This window comes from Tsukamurella pseudospumae (assembly GCF_001575205.1).
In the GTDB taxonomy this organism is placed as follows: domain Bacteria; phylum Actinomycetota; class Actinomycetes; order Mycobacteriales; family Mycobacteriaceae; genus Tsukamurella; species Tsukamurella pseudospumae.
In genome coordinates this window covers 67922-84287 of record NZ_LSRE01000016.1, presented here as the reverse complement: position 1 = coordinate 84287, position 16366 = coordinate 67922, and the positions used below count along the sequence as shown (strand labels likewise).

14 protein-coding genes are annotated in these 16366 nt (G+C 70.8%); 4 read left to right on the top strand and 10 right to left on the bottom strand.

The annotated features are described in order from the left end of the window. Positions 1-58: 58 nt before the first annotated feature. Positions 59-1525, top strand: coding sequence for an aminotransferase-like domain-containing protein (locus AXK61_RS13495; RefSeq protein ID WP_068745767.1), 1467 nt, complete (start codon positions 59-61; stop codon positions 1523-1525). Between the two features lie 23 nt (positions 1526-1548). Here AXK61_RS13495 and AXK61_RS13490 read toward each other — a convergent pair whose 3' ends face one another. After that, positions 1549-3525 (bottom strand): HNH endonuclease signature motif containing protein, encoded by a 1977-nt coding sequence (locus AXK61_RS13490; protein WP_068745765.1) that lies wholly within the window; start codon positions 3523-3525, stop codon positions 1549-1551. 204 nt (positions 3526-3729) lie between these two features. On the opposite strand from AXK61_RS13490, the gene AXK61_RS13485 reads away from it, so the two are divergent. Then, on the top strand, positions 3730-4179 hold the full coding sequence (locus AXK61_RS13485) for a lipoprotein LpqH (protein ID WP_068745763.1): 450 nt from the start codon (positions 3730-3732) through the stop codon (positions 4177-4179). Here the strand turns inward: AXK61_RS13485 and AXK61_RS13480 are convergent. From AXK61_RS13480 to AXK61_RS13455, 6 genes are all read right to left on the bottom strand, one after another. Continuing rightward, a complete protein-coding gene (locus tag AXK61_RS13480) occupies positions 4166-4906 on the bottom strand; it encodes an MBL fold metallo-hydrolase (protein WP_068745762.1) in 741 nt (246 codons plus the stop codon). The genes AXK61_RS13485 and AXK61_RS13480 overlap by 14 nt on opposite strands. Continuing rightward, complete coding sequence (gene glgB / locus AXK61_RS13475; protein ID WP_068745760.1) at positions 4906-7125, bottom strand: 1,4-alpha-glucan branching protein GlgB; 2220 nt, start codon at positions 7123-7125, stop codon at positions 4906-4908. Before glgB ends, AXK61_RS13480 begins: the two co-directional genes overlap by 1 nt. Further along, positions 7125-9125, bottom strand: coding sequence for an alpha-1,4-glucan--maltose-1-phosphate maltosyltransferase (locus tag AXK61_RS13470; RefSeq protein WP_068745758.1), 2001 nt, complete (start codon positions 9123-9125; stop codon positions 7125-7127). The genes glgB and AXK61_RS13470 overlap by 1 nt, the downstream gene beginning before the upstream one ends. Positions 9126-9244: 119 nt before the next feature. Next, positions 9245-11287, bottom strand: coding sequence for an ATP-dependent DNA helicase (locus tag AXK61_RS13465; RefSeq protein WP_068745756.1), 2043 nt, complete (start codon positions 11285-11287; stop codon positions 9245-9247). Positions 11288-11296: 9 nt separating this feature from the next. Beyond that, a complete protein-coding gene (locus tag AXK61_RS13460) occupies positions 11297-11701 on the bottom strand; it encodes a type II toxin-antitoxin system VapC family toxin (protein WP_068745754.1) in 405 nt (134 codons plus the stop codon). Then, positions 11698-11931, bottom strand: a complete 234-nt coding sequence (locus AXK61_RS13455) for a FitA-like ribbon-helix-helix domain-containing protein (protein WP_068745751.1) — start codon at positions 11929-11931, stop codon at positions 11698-11700. The genes AXK61_RS13460 and AXK61_RS13455 overlap by 4 nt, the downstream gene beginning before the upstream one ends. A 148-nt stretch (positions 11932-12079) precedes the next feature. Here AXK61_RS13455 and AXK61_RS13450 point away from each other — a divergent pair, with 148 nt between their 5' ends. Then, a complete protein-coding gene (locus AXK61_RS13450) occupies positions 12080-13255 on the top strand; it encodes an MFS transporter (RefSeq protein WP_231855540.1) in 1176 nt (391 codons plus the stop codon). Between the two features lie 13 nt (positions 13256-13268). Here the strand turns inward: AXK61_RS13450 and AXK61_RS13445 are convergent, their stop codons facing one another. The 3 genes from AXK61_RS13445 to AXK61_RS13440 form a co-directional block, all read right to left on the bottom strand. Next, on the bottom strand, positions 13269-13841 hold the full coding sequence (locus tag AXK61_RS13445) for a TetR family transcriptional regulator (protein WP_068570874.1): 573 nt from the start codon (positions 13839-13841) through the stop codon (positions 13269-13271). Positions 13842-13856: 15 nt separating this feature from the next. Beyond that, a complete protein-coding gene (locus AXK61_RS24975; protein ID WP_156485661.1) occupies positions 13857-14762 on the bottom strand; it encodes an esterase/lipase family protein in 906 nt (301 codons plus the stop codon). Positions 14763-15048: 286 nt separating this feature from the next. After that, positions 15049-15921 (bottom strand): LysR family transcriptional regulator, encoded by an 873-nt coding sequence (locus AXK61_RS13440; protein WP_068570876.1) that lies wholly within the window; start codon positions 15919-15921, stop codon positions 15049-15051. A gap of 70 nt (positions 15922-15991) precedes the next feature. On the opposite strand from AXK61_RS13440, the gene AXK61_RS13435 reads away from it, so the two are divergent. Further along, positions 15992-16351: a nuclear transport factor 2 family protein gene (locus tag AXK61_RS13435; protein ID WP_068570877.1), complete on the top strand. Its 360-nt coding sequence runs from the start codon at positions 15992-15994 to the stop codon at positions 16349-16351. Positions 16352-16366: the final 15 nt, after the last annotated feature.

The window sequence follows — 16366 nt, the reverse complement described above, 5'->3', positions numbered from 1 at the left end:
TACCGGCATGCTGTCGCTACCGGTTTCCGCCGAAACCGGTCGCCAGTATTCTGGGGCGATGCCTCGGCCTCCCGCACAGATCCCCGACCTGTGGCCGTCGCCGCTGCCGCCGCGTGACGACGGCCGAGGCGCTCCCCAGGCGATCGTCGACCTCGTACTCGACGGGCTCGACCGCGGGACGGTACACCCGGGCGATCGTCTGCCCTCCTCGCGCGCGCTGGCCGTGCGCCTGGAGGTTCCGCGGGGCACGGTCACCGTCGCCTACGACACCCTCGCTGCGTTGGGTGTGGCGCGCACGGTGCCGGGGAGCGGAACCACGATCGCGGACGGGTCGGACGGCCTTGCGCACGCCCTGCTGTCCCCGGGCCCGACGGTGCCCCCGCCTCCGCCGCCGGCGCGGCCGGTGATCAGCCTCGAGCCCGGTCTGCCGGACGTCGCGCTCATCGACGAGCGGCGGTGGCGCCGCTCGTGGCGACACGCCACCCGGCTGACCGCTCCCGCCGACCTCGACGCGCGGATCGCCGAGCTCCGCGTGGTGCTGGCGGCGCAGCTGCGCCGGAGCCGTGCGGTGGTGTGCGCACCGTCGGACATCCGCCTGTTCCCCGGGGTGAACCCGGCGCTCCGCACGATCGCCGACTGGTTCGGTGCGCCGATCGCGATGGAGGACCCCGGGTACCGGCGGGCGTTCGACGCCTTCCGCGCCACCGGCGATCGGGTCGTGTCCGTTCCCGTCGACGACGAGGGGCTCGTCGTCGACCGGCTCCCCGATCGACGGTGCCTGGTCTACGTCACGCCGGCGCACCAGTACCCGACGGGCGTGCGGATGTCGATGTCGCGCAGGCTCGCTCTGCTGCGATGGGCTCGTGCGACCGGCGGCCTCGTGCTGGAGGACGATTACGACGGCGAGTTCTCCTACGACGTGGCCCCACTGCCGGCGCTGCACCGCCTCGACCCGGAGTCGGTGGTCTACATCGGGACCGCCTCGAAGGCGCTCAGCCCGCTGCTGCGGATCGCCTGGGCCGTTCTCCCGAAGCGGTGTCACGACCTGCCCAACGCCGGGAACGGATCCGGTGCGGGCGTGGACGGCACCGCGGCGACGATGCTCGCGCATTTCATCTCCTCCGGCGGGTGGGACAACCACATCGCGCGGGCGAGCCGGACCTACGGTGCGCGCCGGGCCGCGGTGCGGCGCGCGCTCGCGCTGCACGTTCCGGACGCGCACGTGATCGGCGTCGAGGCGGGCCTGCACCTCACCGTCGACTTCCGGTCGCCCGCGGCACTCGCCGCCGTGCTCGACAACCTCGAGGACCACGGCTACCGGGCGAGCACCGTCTCCGCCCACGCCCTGCAGGGACCGGACCTCCGCGGTACGCGCCTCCGAGACACCGGCCTCCGAGACTCCGGCCACCGAGACTCCGGGCCCGGAGCAGCCGGCCCCCACGAGCGCTCCGGCCTTCTGCTGTCCTACGCCGTGATCCCGGAGACGCGCGCGGACGCCGTCATCCGGCTGCTCGCCCCGCGGTAGGAGCGGAGCGAGCGGCGGCACGGTCAGAAGGGCGGTGGTTCGTCGTCCGGCGGCGGGAGGGACGCGGGGGCCGAGCCGGCGAGGACGGCGCCGAGGCGCTGCTCGATCGCGCTCACCGGTTCCTGTGCGCGCAGGAGCTCCCCGATGTTCCGCTCTCGGATCCGTTCGCGCCGATCGTGTTCCTGCTGCAGCCGGGTGGGACCGCCGGGGCTCCGGGGCTTCGACGGTGCCGCCGGCGGACTCGTCCACGTGATGCGGGTCAGGTCGGGGAACAGGCCCAGGATCGTGCCCGACGGGTCGACGACGACCCGCCGACCGTTCGGTCCCGTCCACAGGATGCGGCCGTCGGGCAGGTGGGCGTCGACCCAGATCCCCGCCGTTTTCAGCTGATGGTGGGGCAGGCACAAGGGCTGTCCGTTGTCGGCGGTGCTGGCTCCGCCGCGCTCGGGGTCGGCGTGGTCGTATTCGCGCCTGTGGTCGATCTGGCAGCGCGACGCCGGCCGCGTGCACATCGGGAACACGCAGCGGGGGAACAGGATGTGGAAGTACCTCTTCAGATCCGCCGAGAACCGGTACCCCGTGCTGCCCTGCGCGATCACCAGCGCCCGAGGGCTCAGTGCTCGCGGGGAGTGAGTCGGTGTGGGGCGAGTGTGCGGCCGCCGGGCAGCGGCCGTGGCCGCTGCGTCACGGGTGCCTGCTGCACTGTCCGAGGCTGCTGCGTTACAAGTGTCTGCCGCACCGGCCGTGTCCGCTGCGCCCGCCCCGTTCGCCGGGGAGCCTGCGCGGCGGCAGCGCGCCGCGAGCAGGATCCCCACCGGACGACGGTGCACCAGATCGATGCCGGACCACCGGTACATCGAGCCCGGTTTCGGCGCAGTCGATTCGGCGGTGGTGGTCGCTGCTGGATCGGCGTCCGCCGCCGACTCGGCGGTGGGGGAGTCGTCGAGCTCCTGGCCGAAGGGGCGGATCACGGCGTCGTCGCGGCGGCTGACCTCGCGGGCGTGCTCGGCCGTGATCGGGCCGTGGCAGATCAGGTACGCGGCGTCGGTATCGGTAGGATCGGCGAGGGTCTTCCCGTTGACCACCACGTGGACGAGGGTGCGGTACCGGACGATGACGCGCGCACCGTCGGAATCCTCTTGGCCCTCACCGGCGTGCCGGATCGGGGCGAAGCGGCACACGGGGACGGCGCATCGGCACCCCAGCGTCGTGAAGCCGCGGAACAGCATGACGAACGCATCGGCCCGCCGCTGCGACGCCGTGCGCGGATCGCAGTCGCACGCGGTCTCCGCGACCTCGTCGACCCGGGACTCGAGCTCCCGGATCTCGTGTGCGGTGAGCAGTGCGTACGCCATCGCCATACCGTCGTCCGCGGGCCGCACGGTGAACGTGCGATCCTCCTCGGCCTGCTTGCGCCGCCGCTCCGCCGCCGCGGGGTCGATGTCGTGCACGATCCGGTCCGCGGCTTCCCGCAACGCCGGGATCGCGGTCAGCTGCTCCGCGCAGGCCGTGAGCACCGCGGCGAGGCGTTCGTCGAACTCGAGCGCCTGCGCCGTCGACAGTGCGCGGCACCGGCTCAGCGCCTCCTGCCCGCCGCGCGCGGAGATCACGTTCGCGTCGACGAGCGCGAACACCCGCGGCAGCCGTTCGACGAAACCGATCGCCTGGTCGATCGCCGTCTCCGCCGCGGTGGGGCCGAGAAGCAGGGCGACCATCACCTCCGCCTTGAGCGCCGAGTACGCCAGCGACAGCTCCTGCCGGCGTGCGTAGAAGTCCGCCCCCTGCTCGATGTCCGATGACAGGAACGCCGACTCGCGCTCGCCGTACCGGTCGCGGAACAGCGCGTACGTCGCCGTCATCGTTCGGCAGAAGGCGCGGTTCTCGACCCGACGCTGCTCGTCCAGCATCTCTCCGAGCTTCGCCGAGGGGACGACGGCAGTGACCAACCGCGGAGGCAGCAGTGCCTCCGGCAGGTTGACCAACGCCGTCGTGTGATCCACGTCTTAATCGTACACCCGTTCGAGACAAGTCGCAATGGTGAGATCGCATCCAATCGCGGCGGGGTGAGAGCGCGCGTGGTCGGCGATGCGGAGCGAGTTGCCTCTGCAAAACTCCGTCGGATCGCGACCGACGACGCCGAAGGTGTGCTTTCCTCCACACGGGCGTTCCGCCCGAATTCGGTTCCGTGCCTAAGGAGGCCCGCTATGAATCGCACCCTCGCCCTCAGCTCTGCGATCGTCTTCGCGTCGATCGGACTCGTCGCGTGCGGCGGCGGCTCCGACAAGGGGTCCGACTCGAACTCCGCGAGCACGGACGCCAAGACCACCGTCACGGTCGACGGGAAGGAACTGACCGGCGTCGACCTGAGCAAGGTGGGCTGCACCAAGCAGGGCGACCGGATCGCCATCGGCGCCGGCGGCACGTCCGGCGGCGTCGGCGCCACCCTCAAGGACGGAAACCCGCCCACCGTCGAGACTGTCGCCCTCACCGTCGACGGGAACGCCCTCGGCGTCGGTCCGGGTGTCGGAGAGGCCACCGTCAAGGTCGACGGTAAGCGCTACACGATCTCCGGCACGGCGCAGGGCGGCAGCTTGAGCAACCCGATGGCGGGGATCGTCAAGAAGCCCTTCGAGATCGTCGTCAGCTGCAGCTGACGCGCGCCTGCGCGACCGCCTCGGCGGGGCTCCCGTGCCACGGCTCGCCGTGGCCGGGAGCCAGTACGCCCGCGTCCAGTGCTGCGATCGCCTCGAGGGTTTCGACGGTGCGCGGGAGGTCGTGGCTGAAGAAGCCGGGAAGGAGCTGCGGCCCCGTCGAACCCGACAGCGGATGGCCTGTCACCAGGGCGTCGCCCGTGGCGACGACGCCGCCGGGCAGGAGGAACGCGGTGTGCCCGGAGGTGTGGCCGGCGCAGGGGATCGGCACCGGTGCACCGGGCAGGTCGAGCGGAGCGCCCGCCTCGGGCACGGAGAAGGGCTCGGCGTAGGGCATCTCGACGTGGCCGAGTACGCCGACGCGCGCGACATCGGCCATCCACCGCAACGTGCGCGGTCGCCAGGCGATGGGCAGCAGGTCGAGCGGCGCGGCCTGCTCGTGCGTCTCGCCGCGGGCGTGCGCGATCTCGTCGGGGTGTGCGAGAACCGGTGTCCCGTAGCGCTCGTGCAGTTTCGCGACGCCGCCCACGTGGTCGATGTGGGCGTGCGTCACGAGGATCGCGCGGACGTCCTCGGGGCGCCGGCCGATCGACGCCAGCTCGGCCTCGACGCGGTCCACGTCGCCCGCCCAGCCCGCGTCGATCAGCGTGACCTCGGCACCGTCGACGAGGGCGAGGAAGTTGACGTGCGTCCCGGACCCGAACCACACGCCCTGCGCGAGCTCGCGCATCACTCGACGGCTGCCGATTCCCCGTCGAACGTGAGCCACACCGCCGAGTTCGGGCCGAGCACGACCTCGACGGAGGCCTCCCGGCCGTGCCAGGAGCGGGACTCCGCGGTCACGCCGCCCATGTTGCCCGCGCCGGTGCCCTCGTACGCGGAGGAATCGGTGTTGAGGATCTCGCGCCACGAGCCGGCGAAGGGGACGCCCACGCGGTAGCGCTCGTGCGTCTGCCCGGAGAAGTTGTACAGGCACAGCACCACGGAACCGTCGCTGCCCCAGCGCAGGAAGCTCAGGACGTTGTTCTGCGAATCGTTCGCATCCACCCACTCGTAGCCCGACGGGGTGGTGTCCTGGCTCCACAGCGCGGGGTGGGAGCGGTACGCCGCGTTGAGATCCCGCGTGAGCGACTGGATCCCGGCGTGCAGCTCGCCCTCCCAGCCGTCGAGGCTGTCCCAGTCCAGCGAGCGCTCCTCGGACCATTCCCGGACCTGCCCGAACTCCTGGCCCATGAACAGCAACTGCTTGCCCGGGTGGCCCCACATGTACGCGAGCAGGGCGCGGACCCCGGACGCCTTGGTGTGGGCGTCGCCCGGCATGCGGGTCCACAGCGTGCCCTTGCCGTGCACCACCTCGTCGTGACTGATGGGGAGCACGAAGTTCTCGCTCCACGCGTACATCAGCGAGAAGGTGACCTCGTGGTGGTGGAAGTTGCGGTGCACCTGGTCGCGCCCCAGGTAGCCCAGGGTGTCGTGCATCCAGCCCATGTTCCACTTCATGGTGAAGCCGAGGCCGCCGAGGTTCGTCGGGCGGGTGACGCCGGGCCAGCTCGTGGACTCCTCGGCCACGGTGACCACGCCCGGGAACAGCTTGTGGACGGTGGCGTTCATCTCCTGCAGGAACTCCACCGCCTCGAGGTTCTCGCGGCCGCCGTACACGTTCGGCGTCCAGCCGCCCTCGGGGCGGGAGTAGTCGAGGTACAGCATCGACGCCACGGCGTCCACGCGCAGACCGTCGACGTGGAACTCGTCGAACCAGTAGAGGGCGTTGGCCACCAGGAAGTTCCGCACCTCGCGGCGACCGAAGTCGAAGACGTAGGTGCCCCAGTCCAGCTGCTCGCCGCGCTGCGGGTCGCCGTGCTCGTAGAGCGGCTTGCCGTCGAACCGGGCGAGCGCCCAGGCGTCCTTGGGGAAGTGGGCGGGTACCCAATCCATGATCACGCCGATGCCGCGGGCGTGCATCACGTCCACGAACTCGCGGAACTCGTCGGGCGTGCCGAACCGCGAGGTCGGCGCGAAGTACGAGGTGACCTGGTAGCCCCACGATCCGCCGAACGGGTGCTCGGCCACCGGCAGCAGCTCGATGTGCGTGAAGCCGGTCTCGGTCACGTAGTCGGCCAGCTCGTTCGCCAGGTCGAGGTAGCTCAGACCCTGCCGCCACGAGCCGAGGTGCACCTCGTACGTGCTCATCGGCCGGTCGGTGGGGATCTGCTTGGCGCGCTCGGCGATCCAGGCGCCGTCGCGCCACGTGTGATGGCTCTCCGTGACGATCGACGCCGTGGCCGGGGGCACCTCGGTGCGGCGCGCCATCGGGTCGGCCTTCTCGACGGGGCCGCCCTCGGTGAAGATCCGGAACTTGTAGGCGGCACCGTCGGCGACGCCCGGAACGAAGACCTCCCAGACGCCCGACGAGCCGAGTGTGCGCATCGGGAAGGACTCGCCGGACCAGTACTCGAAGTCACCGATCACCGTGACGCCGCGTGCATTCGGCGCCCACACGGCGAAGGAGGTGCCGCTGACCTCGCCGTCGGGCGTGGTGTAGCTGCGCACGTGCGCGCCGAGCACGTCCCACAGCCGCTCGTGCCGTCCCTCGGCGATCAGGTGTTGATCCAGCTCGCCGATGGTGGGCAGGAACCGGTAGCCGTCCGCGACGATCGCGCTGCCCGTGGGGTAGAGCACCTCGTACCGGTAGTCGGCCGGGTCGGAGATGGGGACCTCGGTGCCCCACAGCGAGCCCTGGATCCGGGCCATCGGGTAGTGCTCGCCGCCGATCACCGCCGCCACCGCGGTGGCCCCGGGCTTGAGCGCCCGCAGCACCGTGCCACGGGGCGTCGGGTGCGCGCCCAGGATCGCGTGGGGATCGTGGTAGGTGCCGGACAGCAGGCGTGCGGCGGTGTCGGGGTCGACGGCCGCCGCGGCCGAACTGGGGCCGACGGGGTTCTCGCTCATCATGCCTCCCGGTAGGACAGGTCGCGACGGTGCTGCGGGCTCAGTGGGGGCAGCACCAGGATGTGCGCGACATTGCGCCAGGGCTCCAGCCGTACGAAATTGGCCTGGCCCCAGTGGTAGACCTCGCCCGACACCTCGTCGCGCACGGGGAACCGCTCGTGCCAGTCCATCCCCAGCGCGGGCAGGTCCAGCCACACGTTGCCGGCCTCGGCGCCGAAGGGGTTGAGGTTCACCACCATCAGGACGAGGTCGCCGGTGTTCGGATCGTGCTTGCTGTAGGCGATCAGCGCGTCGTTGTCGACCGCGTGGAAGTGCAGGTTCCGCAGCTGCTGCAGCGCGGGGTGCCGGCGCCGGATGTCGTTGAGCCGGGTGATCCACGGTTCCAACGACTCCCCGCGGCTCTGCGCCGCCTTGTAGTCGCGCGGGCGGAGCTCGTACTTCTCCGAGTCGAGGTACTCCTCGCTGCCCTCGCGGACCGGGACGTGCTCGTAGAGCTCGTATCCCGAGTACATGCCCCAGCTGGGGGAGAGGGTGCCGGCGAGTGTCGCGCGGATGGCGAACATGCCGGGCCCGCCGTGCTGCAGGCTCTCGTGCAGGATGTCCGGCGTGTTCACCCAGAGGTTGGGGCGGCAGATGTCGGCGTTCGCGGCGTGCTCGCGCGCGAACTCCTCGAGCTCCCACTTCGCCGTGCGCCACGTGAAATAGGTGTAGCTCTGCGTGAAGCCCAGCTTGCCCAGGCCGTACATCCGTGCCGGGCGGGTGAACGCCTCGGCCAGGAACAGGACGTCCGGGTTGACCTTCTTCACCTCGGCGATGAGCCAGTGCCAGAAGTCCGGCGGCTTGGTGTGCGGGTTGTCCACCCGGAAGATCTCGATGCCGCGCTGCACCCAGAACAGGGTGACGCGCAACAGCTCCCGGTAGATGCCGGTGCGGTCCTCGTCGAAGTTGATCGGGTAGATGTCCTGGTACTTCTTCGGCGGGTTCTCGGCGTACGCGATCGTGCCGTCGGGCAGAACCGTGAACCACTCCGGATGCTCTCGCGCCCACGGGTGATCCGGTGCCGCCTGGAAGGCCAGATCGAGCGCCACCTCCATGCCGAGGTCGCGGGCGCGCTGCGTGAAGTAGTCGAAGTCCTCCAGCGTGCCGAGTTCGGGATGCACCGCGTCGTGCCCGCCGGCGGCCGAGCCGATCGCCCACGGCACGCCGACGTCGTGCTCCTCCGGCGTCAGGGTGTTGTTGCGTCCCTTGCGATTCACCTCGCCGATCGGATGGATCGGCGGGAGGTACACGATGTCGAAGCCCATCTCCGCCACGCGCGGCAGGTCCTCCGCAGCGGTGTGGAAGGTGCCGTGCACCGGCTTGCCCTCGTGGTCCCAGCCGCCCGTGGACCGCGGGAACAACTCGTACCAGGACCCGAACAGCGCGCGGGTGCGGTCCACCCACACGCGGTACGTCCGCGATTTGGTGATCAGGTCGCGCACCGGGTACTGCTGCAGGAGCCGGGTGATGTCGGGATGCAGTGCGGCGCCGGTCCGTTCGACCAGGCTGCGGTCGCCGTCGCGCAGGGCTGCGGCGGCGGCGCGGACGGAGGCCCGGTCACCGTCGGGCACGCCGCCCGCGGCGCGCTCCAGAAGGCGGGCACCGAGCTCGAGGTCGTTCGCGAGCTCCGCCGGGCCCTGGCCCGCGGCGAGCTTCTTCTGCACCGCGCTGCGCCAGGTGGTGGCCGGGTCGGACCATCCCTCGATGCGTAGCGACCAGTAGCCCGTGAGGTCCGGCCGGAACAGCGCGTGGAACACGTCGGGCTCGGCGGCCGGCGACATGCGGATGTAGGTGGAGGAACCGTCGGGCCCCGTCACGACGACGGACGCCGCCACGGCGTCGTGGCCCTCGCGCCACACGGTCGCGGACACCGGCACGACCTCGCCGACGACCGCCTTACTGGGGTATTGCCCGCACGACACCACGGGTTCGATGTCGTCGATGCCGATGCGCCCTGTCACCGGGCCAACGGTAGTCGACGCGGCCGGTTTACGGGCGAGTACTCCCGGCTCGTGCGGGCCCGGCGCCGCGCCGTCTGCGGGCGTTTCCGGTTGTGCCCGGACGGGTCCGGAAAACGTGGTCAGGACTGGGAGAGACGCTGGAGCGCCGCTACCGCGACGGCCCGGTCCGCGGTCTCCCAGAACGGCGGCAGCGAGGCGCGGAGGAAGCCGCCGTAGCGCGCCGTCGCGAGCCGGGAGTCCAGCACGGCGACGACGCCCTTGTCGTCCGTCGAGCGCAGCAGCCGGCCCACTCCCTGCGCCAGTAGGAGGGCGGCGTGGGTCGCCGCGACCGCCATGAAGCCGTTGCCGCCGCGCGACTCGACGGCGCGCTGCCGGGCCGTGAGCAGGGGGTCGTCGGGGCGGGGGAAGGGGATCCGGTCGATGAGCACCAGCGACAGTGACGGCCCGGGCACGTCGACGCCCTGCCACAGGCTCAGGGTGCCGAACAGCGAGGTCGACGGGTCGGCGGCGAAGTCGCGCACGAGCTGGCCGGTGTTGCCCTCGCCCTGGCACAGGATCGGCGTGTCGATCCGCTCGCGCAGCGCCTCGGCGGCGGCCTTGGCCGCGCGGGTGGAGCTGAACAGTCCCAGGGTCCGGCCGCCGGCGGCCTTGATCAGCGTCTCGATCTCGTCGAGGACGGCGGGGTTGGTGCCGTCGCGGCCGGGAGGCGGCAGCTTCGTGGCCACGTAGAGGATGCCCGACCGCGGGTAGTCGAAGGGCGAGCCCACGTCGAGGTGGCTCCATTCGATCTTCGCGTCGGGCTTCTTCCCCGTGGCCAGCGCGGGATCGCGGTCCGGTTCCGGGGCGTCCCCACCACCCGCGCGGGGGAGGCCCCACGATCCGGCGACCGTGTCGAAGGCGCCGCCGACGGCGAGGGTCGCCGACGTCAGCACCACGGTCGATTCGCCGAACAGGCGGGTGCGCAGCAGCCCGCCCACGGACAGCGGCGCCACGTACAGCGTCCGGCGGAAGCCGCCGCCGCGGACCGGGACGTCGGAGGTCCAGACCACGTCGCGGCGCTTCGCCTCGTCGGGCTCGTCGAACGCGGTGAGGACGCGGACGGCGGTGTCGTGCACATCGTCGAGGGCCGTGAGTGCGGCGCTGCGCGCGGCCGCGGCGTCCGAGTCGAGGTTGGCTCCGCGGGCGGGGCCGACGGCCGTCCGGACGGCCCACGCGGCGTCGCGGACGGATGCCAGAGCGGGCCCGGCACCGTCGGGCAGGCCGAGCCAGCGGCGCGTGCCGGACGCGTCCAACAGTTGGGTGAGCCCCTCGGAGGCGGCGACCAGGGCGTCGGCGATCTCCTCCTCGACGAGCTTGCCCGCACGACGCGCGGCGGCGGCGACCACGCTGCCCGTGAGCTCCGCGGTGGCGACGGAGGTGACCCGATCCACCAGCTCGTGCGCCTCGTCGACGACGACGGCGTCGTGGTCCGGCAGCACCTTGACCTCGGTCATCGCGTCGATGGCGAGGAGGGCGTGGTTGGTGACCACGACGTCGACCTGGCCCGTCTTCTTGCGCGCGGCCTCGGCGAAGCAGTCCTGGCCGTAGGTGCAGTTGGTGGCGCCCAGGCACTCCCGCGCGCCGACGCTGACCAGGCGCCAGGACTGGTCGCCGACGGCGGGGGTCAGCTCGTCGCGGTCGCCGGTCTCGGTGTCGCTGCTCCACTCCCGCAGGCGTTTCATCTCGCGCCCCAGGCGCGAGGCGGCGAACGGATCGAAGAGTTCCTCGCTGTCCGGCTCGGAGGCCACGGAGCTGTGCAACTTGTTGAGGCACAGGTAGTTCCCGCGTCCCTTGAGGATCGCGAACTCGGGCTCGCGGCCGAGGTCCTTCTTCAGTGCCTTGGCCAGGCGCGGCAGGTCGCGATCCACCAGCTGCTGCTGCAGGGCGATGGTCGCGGTGCTCACGACGACCGTCTTGCCGGAGGTGACGGCGTGCCGGATCGAGGGCACGAGGTAGGCCAGTGACTTGCCGGTGCCGGTGCCGGCCTGGACCGCGAGGTGCTCTCCGGTGTCGAGGGAGTGGGCGACGGCCGCGGCCATCCGCACCTGTCCGTCGCGCTTGCTGCCGCCGAGTGCGGTGACCGCGATGTCCAGCAGTTTCGGCACGATCGGCGGTTCGGTCACCCGGAGAGCTTACCGGCCCGTCGGGGTCACGATCTCGCACCGCGGCCCCGTGGCGCGGGCGAGTCGGTGGTCGAGGGTGGCCAGGCGGCAGTCGAACGCCTCGGCGACGGCGACGTAGGAGGCGTCGTAGGTCGTGACGTTCGCGCGTAACTCCCATGCGCGGTCGGCAACAGCTGCGAAGGATACGTAGGTCGTCACGGCCAGTCGGTGCAGCCGACCGAGGGCCTGTCTCGCGGTGACCTCATCGATCTCGCCTCGGGAGAGAGTCCTTCGGATGATGTTCGCCGCTTCGAAGGGCATGAGCTGAGGGGCCACGATGGGACCGTCCTCGAGCATCGACAGCGCCCAGTCGCCGTCGTCCCCGAGGTCGATGAATGCCGCGACGACCACGGACGAATCCAGGACCTGCGTCATCGACGGTCAGCGTCTCGATCAGCGAGAATCGACTCTGTCGTGACTGTGGAACGCATGTGGCGCTTGCTCGCACGGATCTCCGCGACCAATTCGTCCACGTCGGGCCGACTCGCGGTTTCGTCCGCCAGCCGCAGCATGTACTCCTGGAGGGACTGACCCCTGCGCGCCGCGCGTGCGGCCAGTTCGTTCCGGGTCTCCTCCGGGACGTTGCGGATGGTGATGGTGGTCATGCCGTGATTCTACTGCCGGTGCATGCAAAATGCATGCACGATTCCCGGCCTGATCGACGGGCTGATCGCGGTGGACGATGATGATCGCGTGGACGACAAGATCGAAGAGACCCGCCGGCGGGTGCAGCGCCGCACCCTGGCAGTAGTCATGGCCGGGCAGGTGCTCGGCGGGGCGGGACTGGCCGCGGGGATCACCGTCGGCGCGCTGCTCGCGCAGGAGATGCTCGGTTCGGAGGCCCTGACGGGCCTGCCCATCGCGATGTTCACCTTCGGTTCGGCGTTCACGGCGTACCTGGTGGGCCGGATCAGCCAGCGCGCCGGGCGGCGGGTCGGGCTCGCGGCGGGCTTCGCCGCCGGCGCGGTCGGCGCGTCCGGGGTCGTCCTCGCCGCGGCGATCGGCAGCGTCCCGCTGCTCTTCGCGTCGTTCCTGGTCTACGGCGCCGGCACGGCGACGAATCTGCAGGCCCGCTACGCCGGGACCGATCTCGCGTCCCCGGCCACGCGGGCGACCGCGGTCAGCCTGGCGCTCGTGTCGACCACCGTCGGCGCCGTCGCCGGGCCGAATCTGGTCACGCCGCTCGGGGAGCTCGCGCGCTCGCTGGGGCTTCCCGCGCTCGCGGGCCCGTTCCTGCTCGCCGCGGTCGCCTACGCGGCGGCGGGTGCGGTTCTGTTCCTCCTGTTGCGGCCGGATCCTCTGCTGCTGGCCCGCGAACTCGGCGCGGGCCACGAGCCCGTCGCCGGCGGGCAGCACACCGGGGTGCGGAGCGCGGCGTACCTCGGCGCGGCGGTGATGGTCGTGACCCAGATCGGGATGACTGCGGTGATGACGATGACCCCGGTGCACATGCAGGCCCATCATCACGGTCTGGGCGCCGTGGGCATGGTGATCGGCCTGCACATCGCGGGCATGTACCTGCCCTCGCCCATCACGGGCGTGCTCGTCGACCGGGTCGGGCGGATGCCGATGGTCGTCGCTTCGGGGGTCGTCCTGGCGGCGGCGGGGCTGCTCGCCGCGGTCGGGCCGGGGGACTCGCTGTGGGCGAACATCGTTGCCCTGGTCCTGCTCGGGGTCGGCTGGAACTTCGGGCTGGTGGCCGGAACCGCGCTGGTGGTCGACGGCACGGAGCTGGGCGACCGGGCGCGGGTGCAGGGCAAGGTGGACGTGCTCATCGCGCTCGCCGGCGCCGGTGGTGGTCTCGCATCCGGCGCGGTCGTCTCGGCGTGGACCTACCCGGCGCTCGGGCTGGGTGTGGCGGCGCTGACCGTCGTCGCGCTCGGCGCCGCCGTCGCACGCTGGCGTCCGGCGGCCCGTCCGGCGCTCTGACCGTGTGGTGGCCTCAGCGGGGTTGTACGAGGCGCCGGGCCGCCTCGACCGCGGCGGCCCGTCTGTCCGCAACCGATCGCTCGGTCTGATCGTGGAGACGCGGGTGCCTGTTCGGAACTGCCTGATCCCGCGCGATGCTGACGAGCATGCCGACGAGCTCTGGGGCGTGCCAGAAATCGTCGATCAATCCCAATGACTGGGCGCGGCGGATCTCCGCGACTTTAGCCCGGAGCATCGCTACGCGCGGGTCATCGGCCGGCAAGGGATCCGTCACTTCCAGTTCCGCCCAGAATTGAAGTCGAGCGTTCTCGGGGTGTTCCAAGAAATCGTCGAACAGCCTGCCGACGTATCCGGGAAGATCGTCGCCGGAGAGTGCGAGGTCGTAGGCTGTGCGACTGATCCATTGACTGGAAACCTCCGCGAACAACTGCTCCTTGCTGTCGAAATAGGCGTAGAGCCGGTCCTTGCTGGCCATCGCGTCCGCGGCGATTCGATTGATCCGCGCGCCCGCCAATCCGTACCGCGCGAACTCGTTTTTCGCGACGGCGAGAATTCTGTCCCGTGTTGCTTGGCCTGCCGCTCGCATGCGCCCCACGATACCTCAGGCTTCCGCGGCGATGCGGACCGGCGCGAGGATCAGCGGGTAGTGCGAGCGTATGCGCGGAGTGCAGGTTCTGCCGGAACCGAATGGCGAGGAATGGACCGGGTGAATTGCTGCAGGTAATTGTTCGCGATGATCCCGATGTTCTCCTGGATGGCCGGCAAGGTCTTCGTACATGCACTCGCGTTGATCGATGCCTTCTGCAGCGGCCGCCCCGGGTTGGACAGTGTCGCCCGTATCAGGCTCGCCGTGATCGGCAGCCCGACGGCGGTCGCGTGATCGGAGGGGAGCGAGAGCGGGCCGCCGCAGGGTCCCCTGCAGGCTGACGTTGGTCACGTTGGGCCCGGGCGGCAACGACTGGGATTCACCGTGGACGCTGGGCTCGACCACATTGCTGAAGTTCAGGTAGAGAACGGTGTAGTTGACCTCCGGATAGGTCATGCCGCCGCGGTTCAGGGTGGAGATGAAGTGCGAATCGGGTCGTTGCTGCCAGAGCGCCGGTGAGCAGAAGGTGTTGATGACTCCGCACCCCAGGAGATTGACGACGGCAGATCCGTGATTGTCGGGGTCGATCCCGATGAGGTTGTCGACCATGTGTCGGGTGTCCGGCCAGAATTTCAATGCCCATCTCGGCAACGGGCCACCGCCTTGGCTCCAGCCCACGATCTGGACCTTCTTGCCGCTCGACGAGTTCATTTTCCGTAGGGCGTGAACAACGTACTCGGCGCTGCGCTGGATGTCCGCATTCGCCTCGTCCGGCAGTGTCACGGAGCAGAAGGGAGTGCCTTCCTCGCGAAAGGCCTTCATTAAGTTCCAGCCGAAGGCCGACTCCGGGGTCGATGCGGTTCCGGGGATCAACAGAACGGGTTCCGGACCGTCCTTGCCGAGCGGCTTCGGGCAATTCATCGCTCGGTCCAGAGCTGCAGTGGGTTCGCTGAGTTCGGGTCCTGAAGGGGCGCCTACTGCGGTCGACGGCGTGAAGAGAGAAGCGAGCAGCACTGCGAGTGTCGCACTTCCCGCGATGCGTGGTCCCTGCCGAATTCTGTGCCGTGTCGGAATCATTGTTCTGTCCTTCCCGAACCAAGTGGTTCGGGAAGGAGGCTACAACGATATCGGCGCATCTGTCATGGGAACGTACGGGAACGCATGGGACGGCGCCGAGCGTTGTGGGCCCGGCCGGGGGGCTCGTCGATCAGGGGGCGAGGTGCTCGCGCAGGGTGCGGGTCATCGCGCCCGCCGCCGCCGACGGTGCCGCCCGCGTCGCGAGGGACAGGTTGGTCCTGGCGGACCGGGCGATCGGCACCGTCGACAAGCCCGGGCGTCCGCCCGCCATCGAGGCCGTGAGGACCGCGACGCCAGCGCCGCGCTCGGCGAGCGCGAGCAGCGCCTCGGGGGAGTGGGCCTGTACGGCGGGGTCGACGACGGTGCGCTCGGCGGCGCAGGTGAGGTCGAGCGCGGTGCGCACGCCCGTGCCGGGCGGTAGGCACAGGACGGTGCGAGTGGCGAGGTCGGCGCAGGTCACGGCGTCGCGGCCGACCCACTCGTGGTCGCCCGGGACGACGGCCGTCAGGGGTTCGCGGATCAGGCGGTGCGCAGTGAGGCCGTCGGGAAGGGGGTGGGCGTGGGCGACGAGGGCGACGTCGAGAGTGTTCGTGCTGAGGCCCGCGATGAGCTCGTCCGAGTTGCCCTCCGCGACCTCGACGGTCACCGTCGGATGGTCCGCGCGGAACGCGGCGAAGCCGGCGAGGTAGCCGGGGATCGTGCAGCCGATGACGGTGCCCAGGCGCACGTGACCGCGGACCACGCCCGTGAGTTCGTCGGCGACCGTCCCGATCGCTGCGACCGCTGCGAGTGCGGCGCGGGCGTAGGGGACGAGCGCCGTTCCCTCGGGTGTCAGCCCGACGGTGCGGGTACCCCGGTCGAGGAGGCGATGGCCGAGCTCGCGCTCGAGCTTCGCGACCTGCGCGGACACCCCGGACTGGGCGACGTGCAGCGCGTCGGCGGCCGCGGTGAAGGAGCCGCGGTCGGCGACGGCGACGAGGTAGCGGAGCTGGTGCAGTTCCATCACTGAAGATGATAGGTCGAATCAGATTCAGCTGTTGGACTTCTTCGCTCGGCGGTCGCAGAGTGGAGTCATGACCGAGAACAGCACACCCCGCCAGCTCGCCGAGACCTACTTCCGCTGCTGGGAGGCGAAGGATTTCGAGCCCCTGCGTCCCCTCCTCGCGCCCGACTGCCGCTTCGCCGGGGTTTTCGGTGTGGCGAACGGACCGGACGAGTTCCTGGCCGGCCTGAACGGCATGGCGCAGGCGACCGACTCGCTCGAGATCCGTGCCCGCCTCGCCGACGATCACGACGTCATCACGTGGTTCGACCTGGGGATGGGCGGAGCCCCGGCGACGGCGGTCGCGAACTGGACGCACGTCGAGAAAGGCCTGATCACCGCGGTGAACGTGACCTTCGACCCCCGCGAGATCCTGGCCGCGTCGGCCTGACCGGCGACCGCGGAT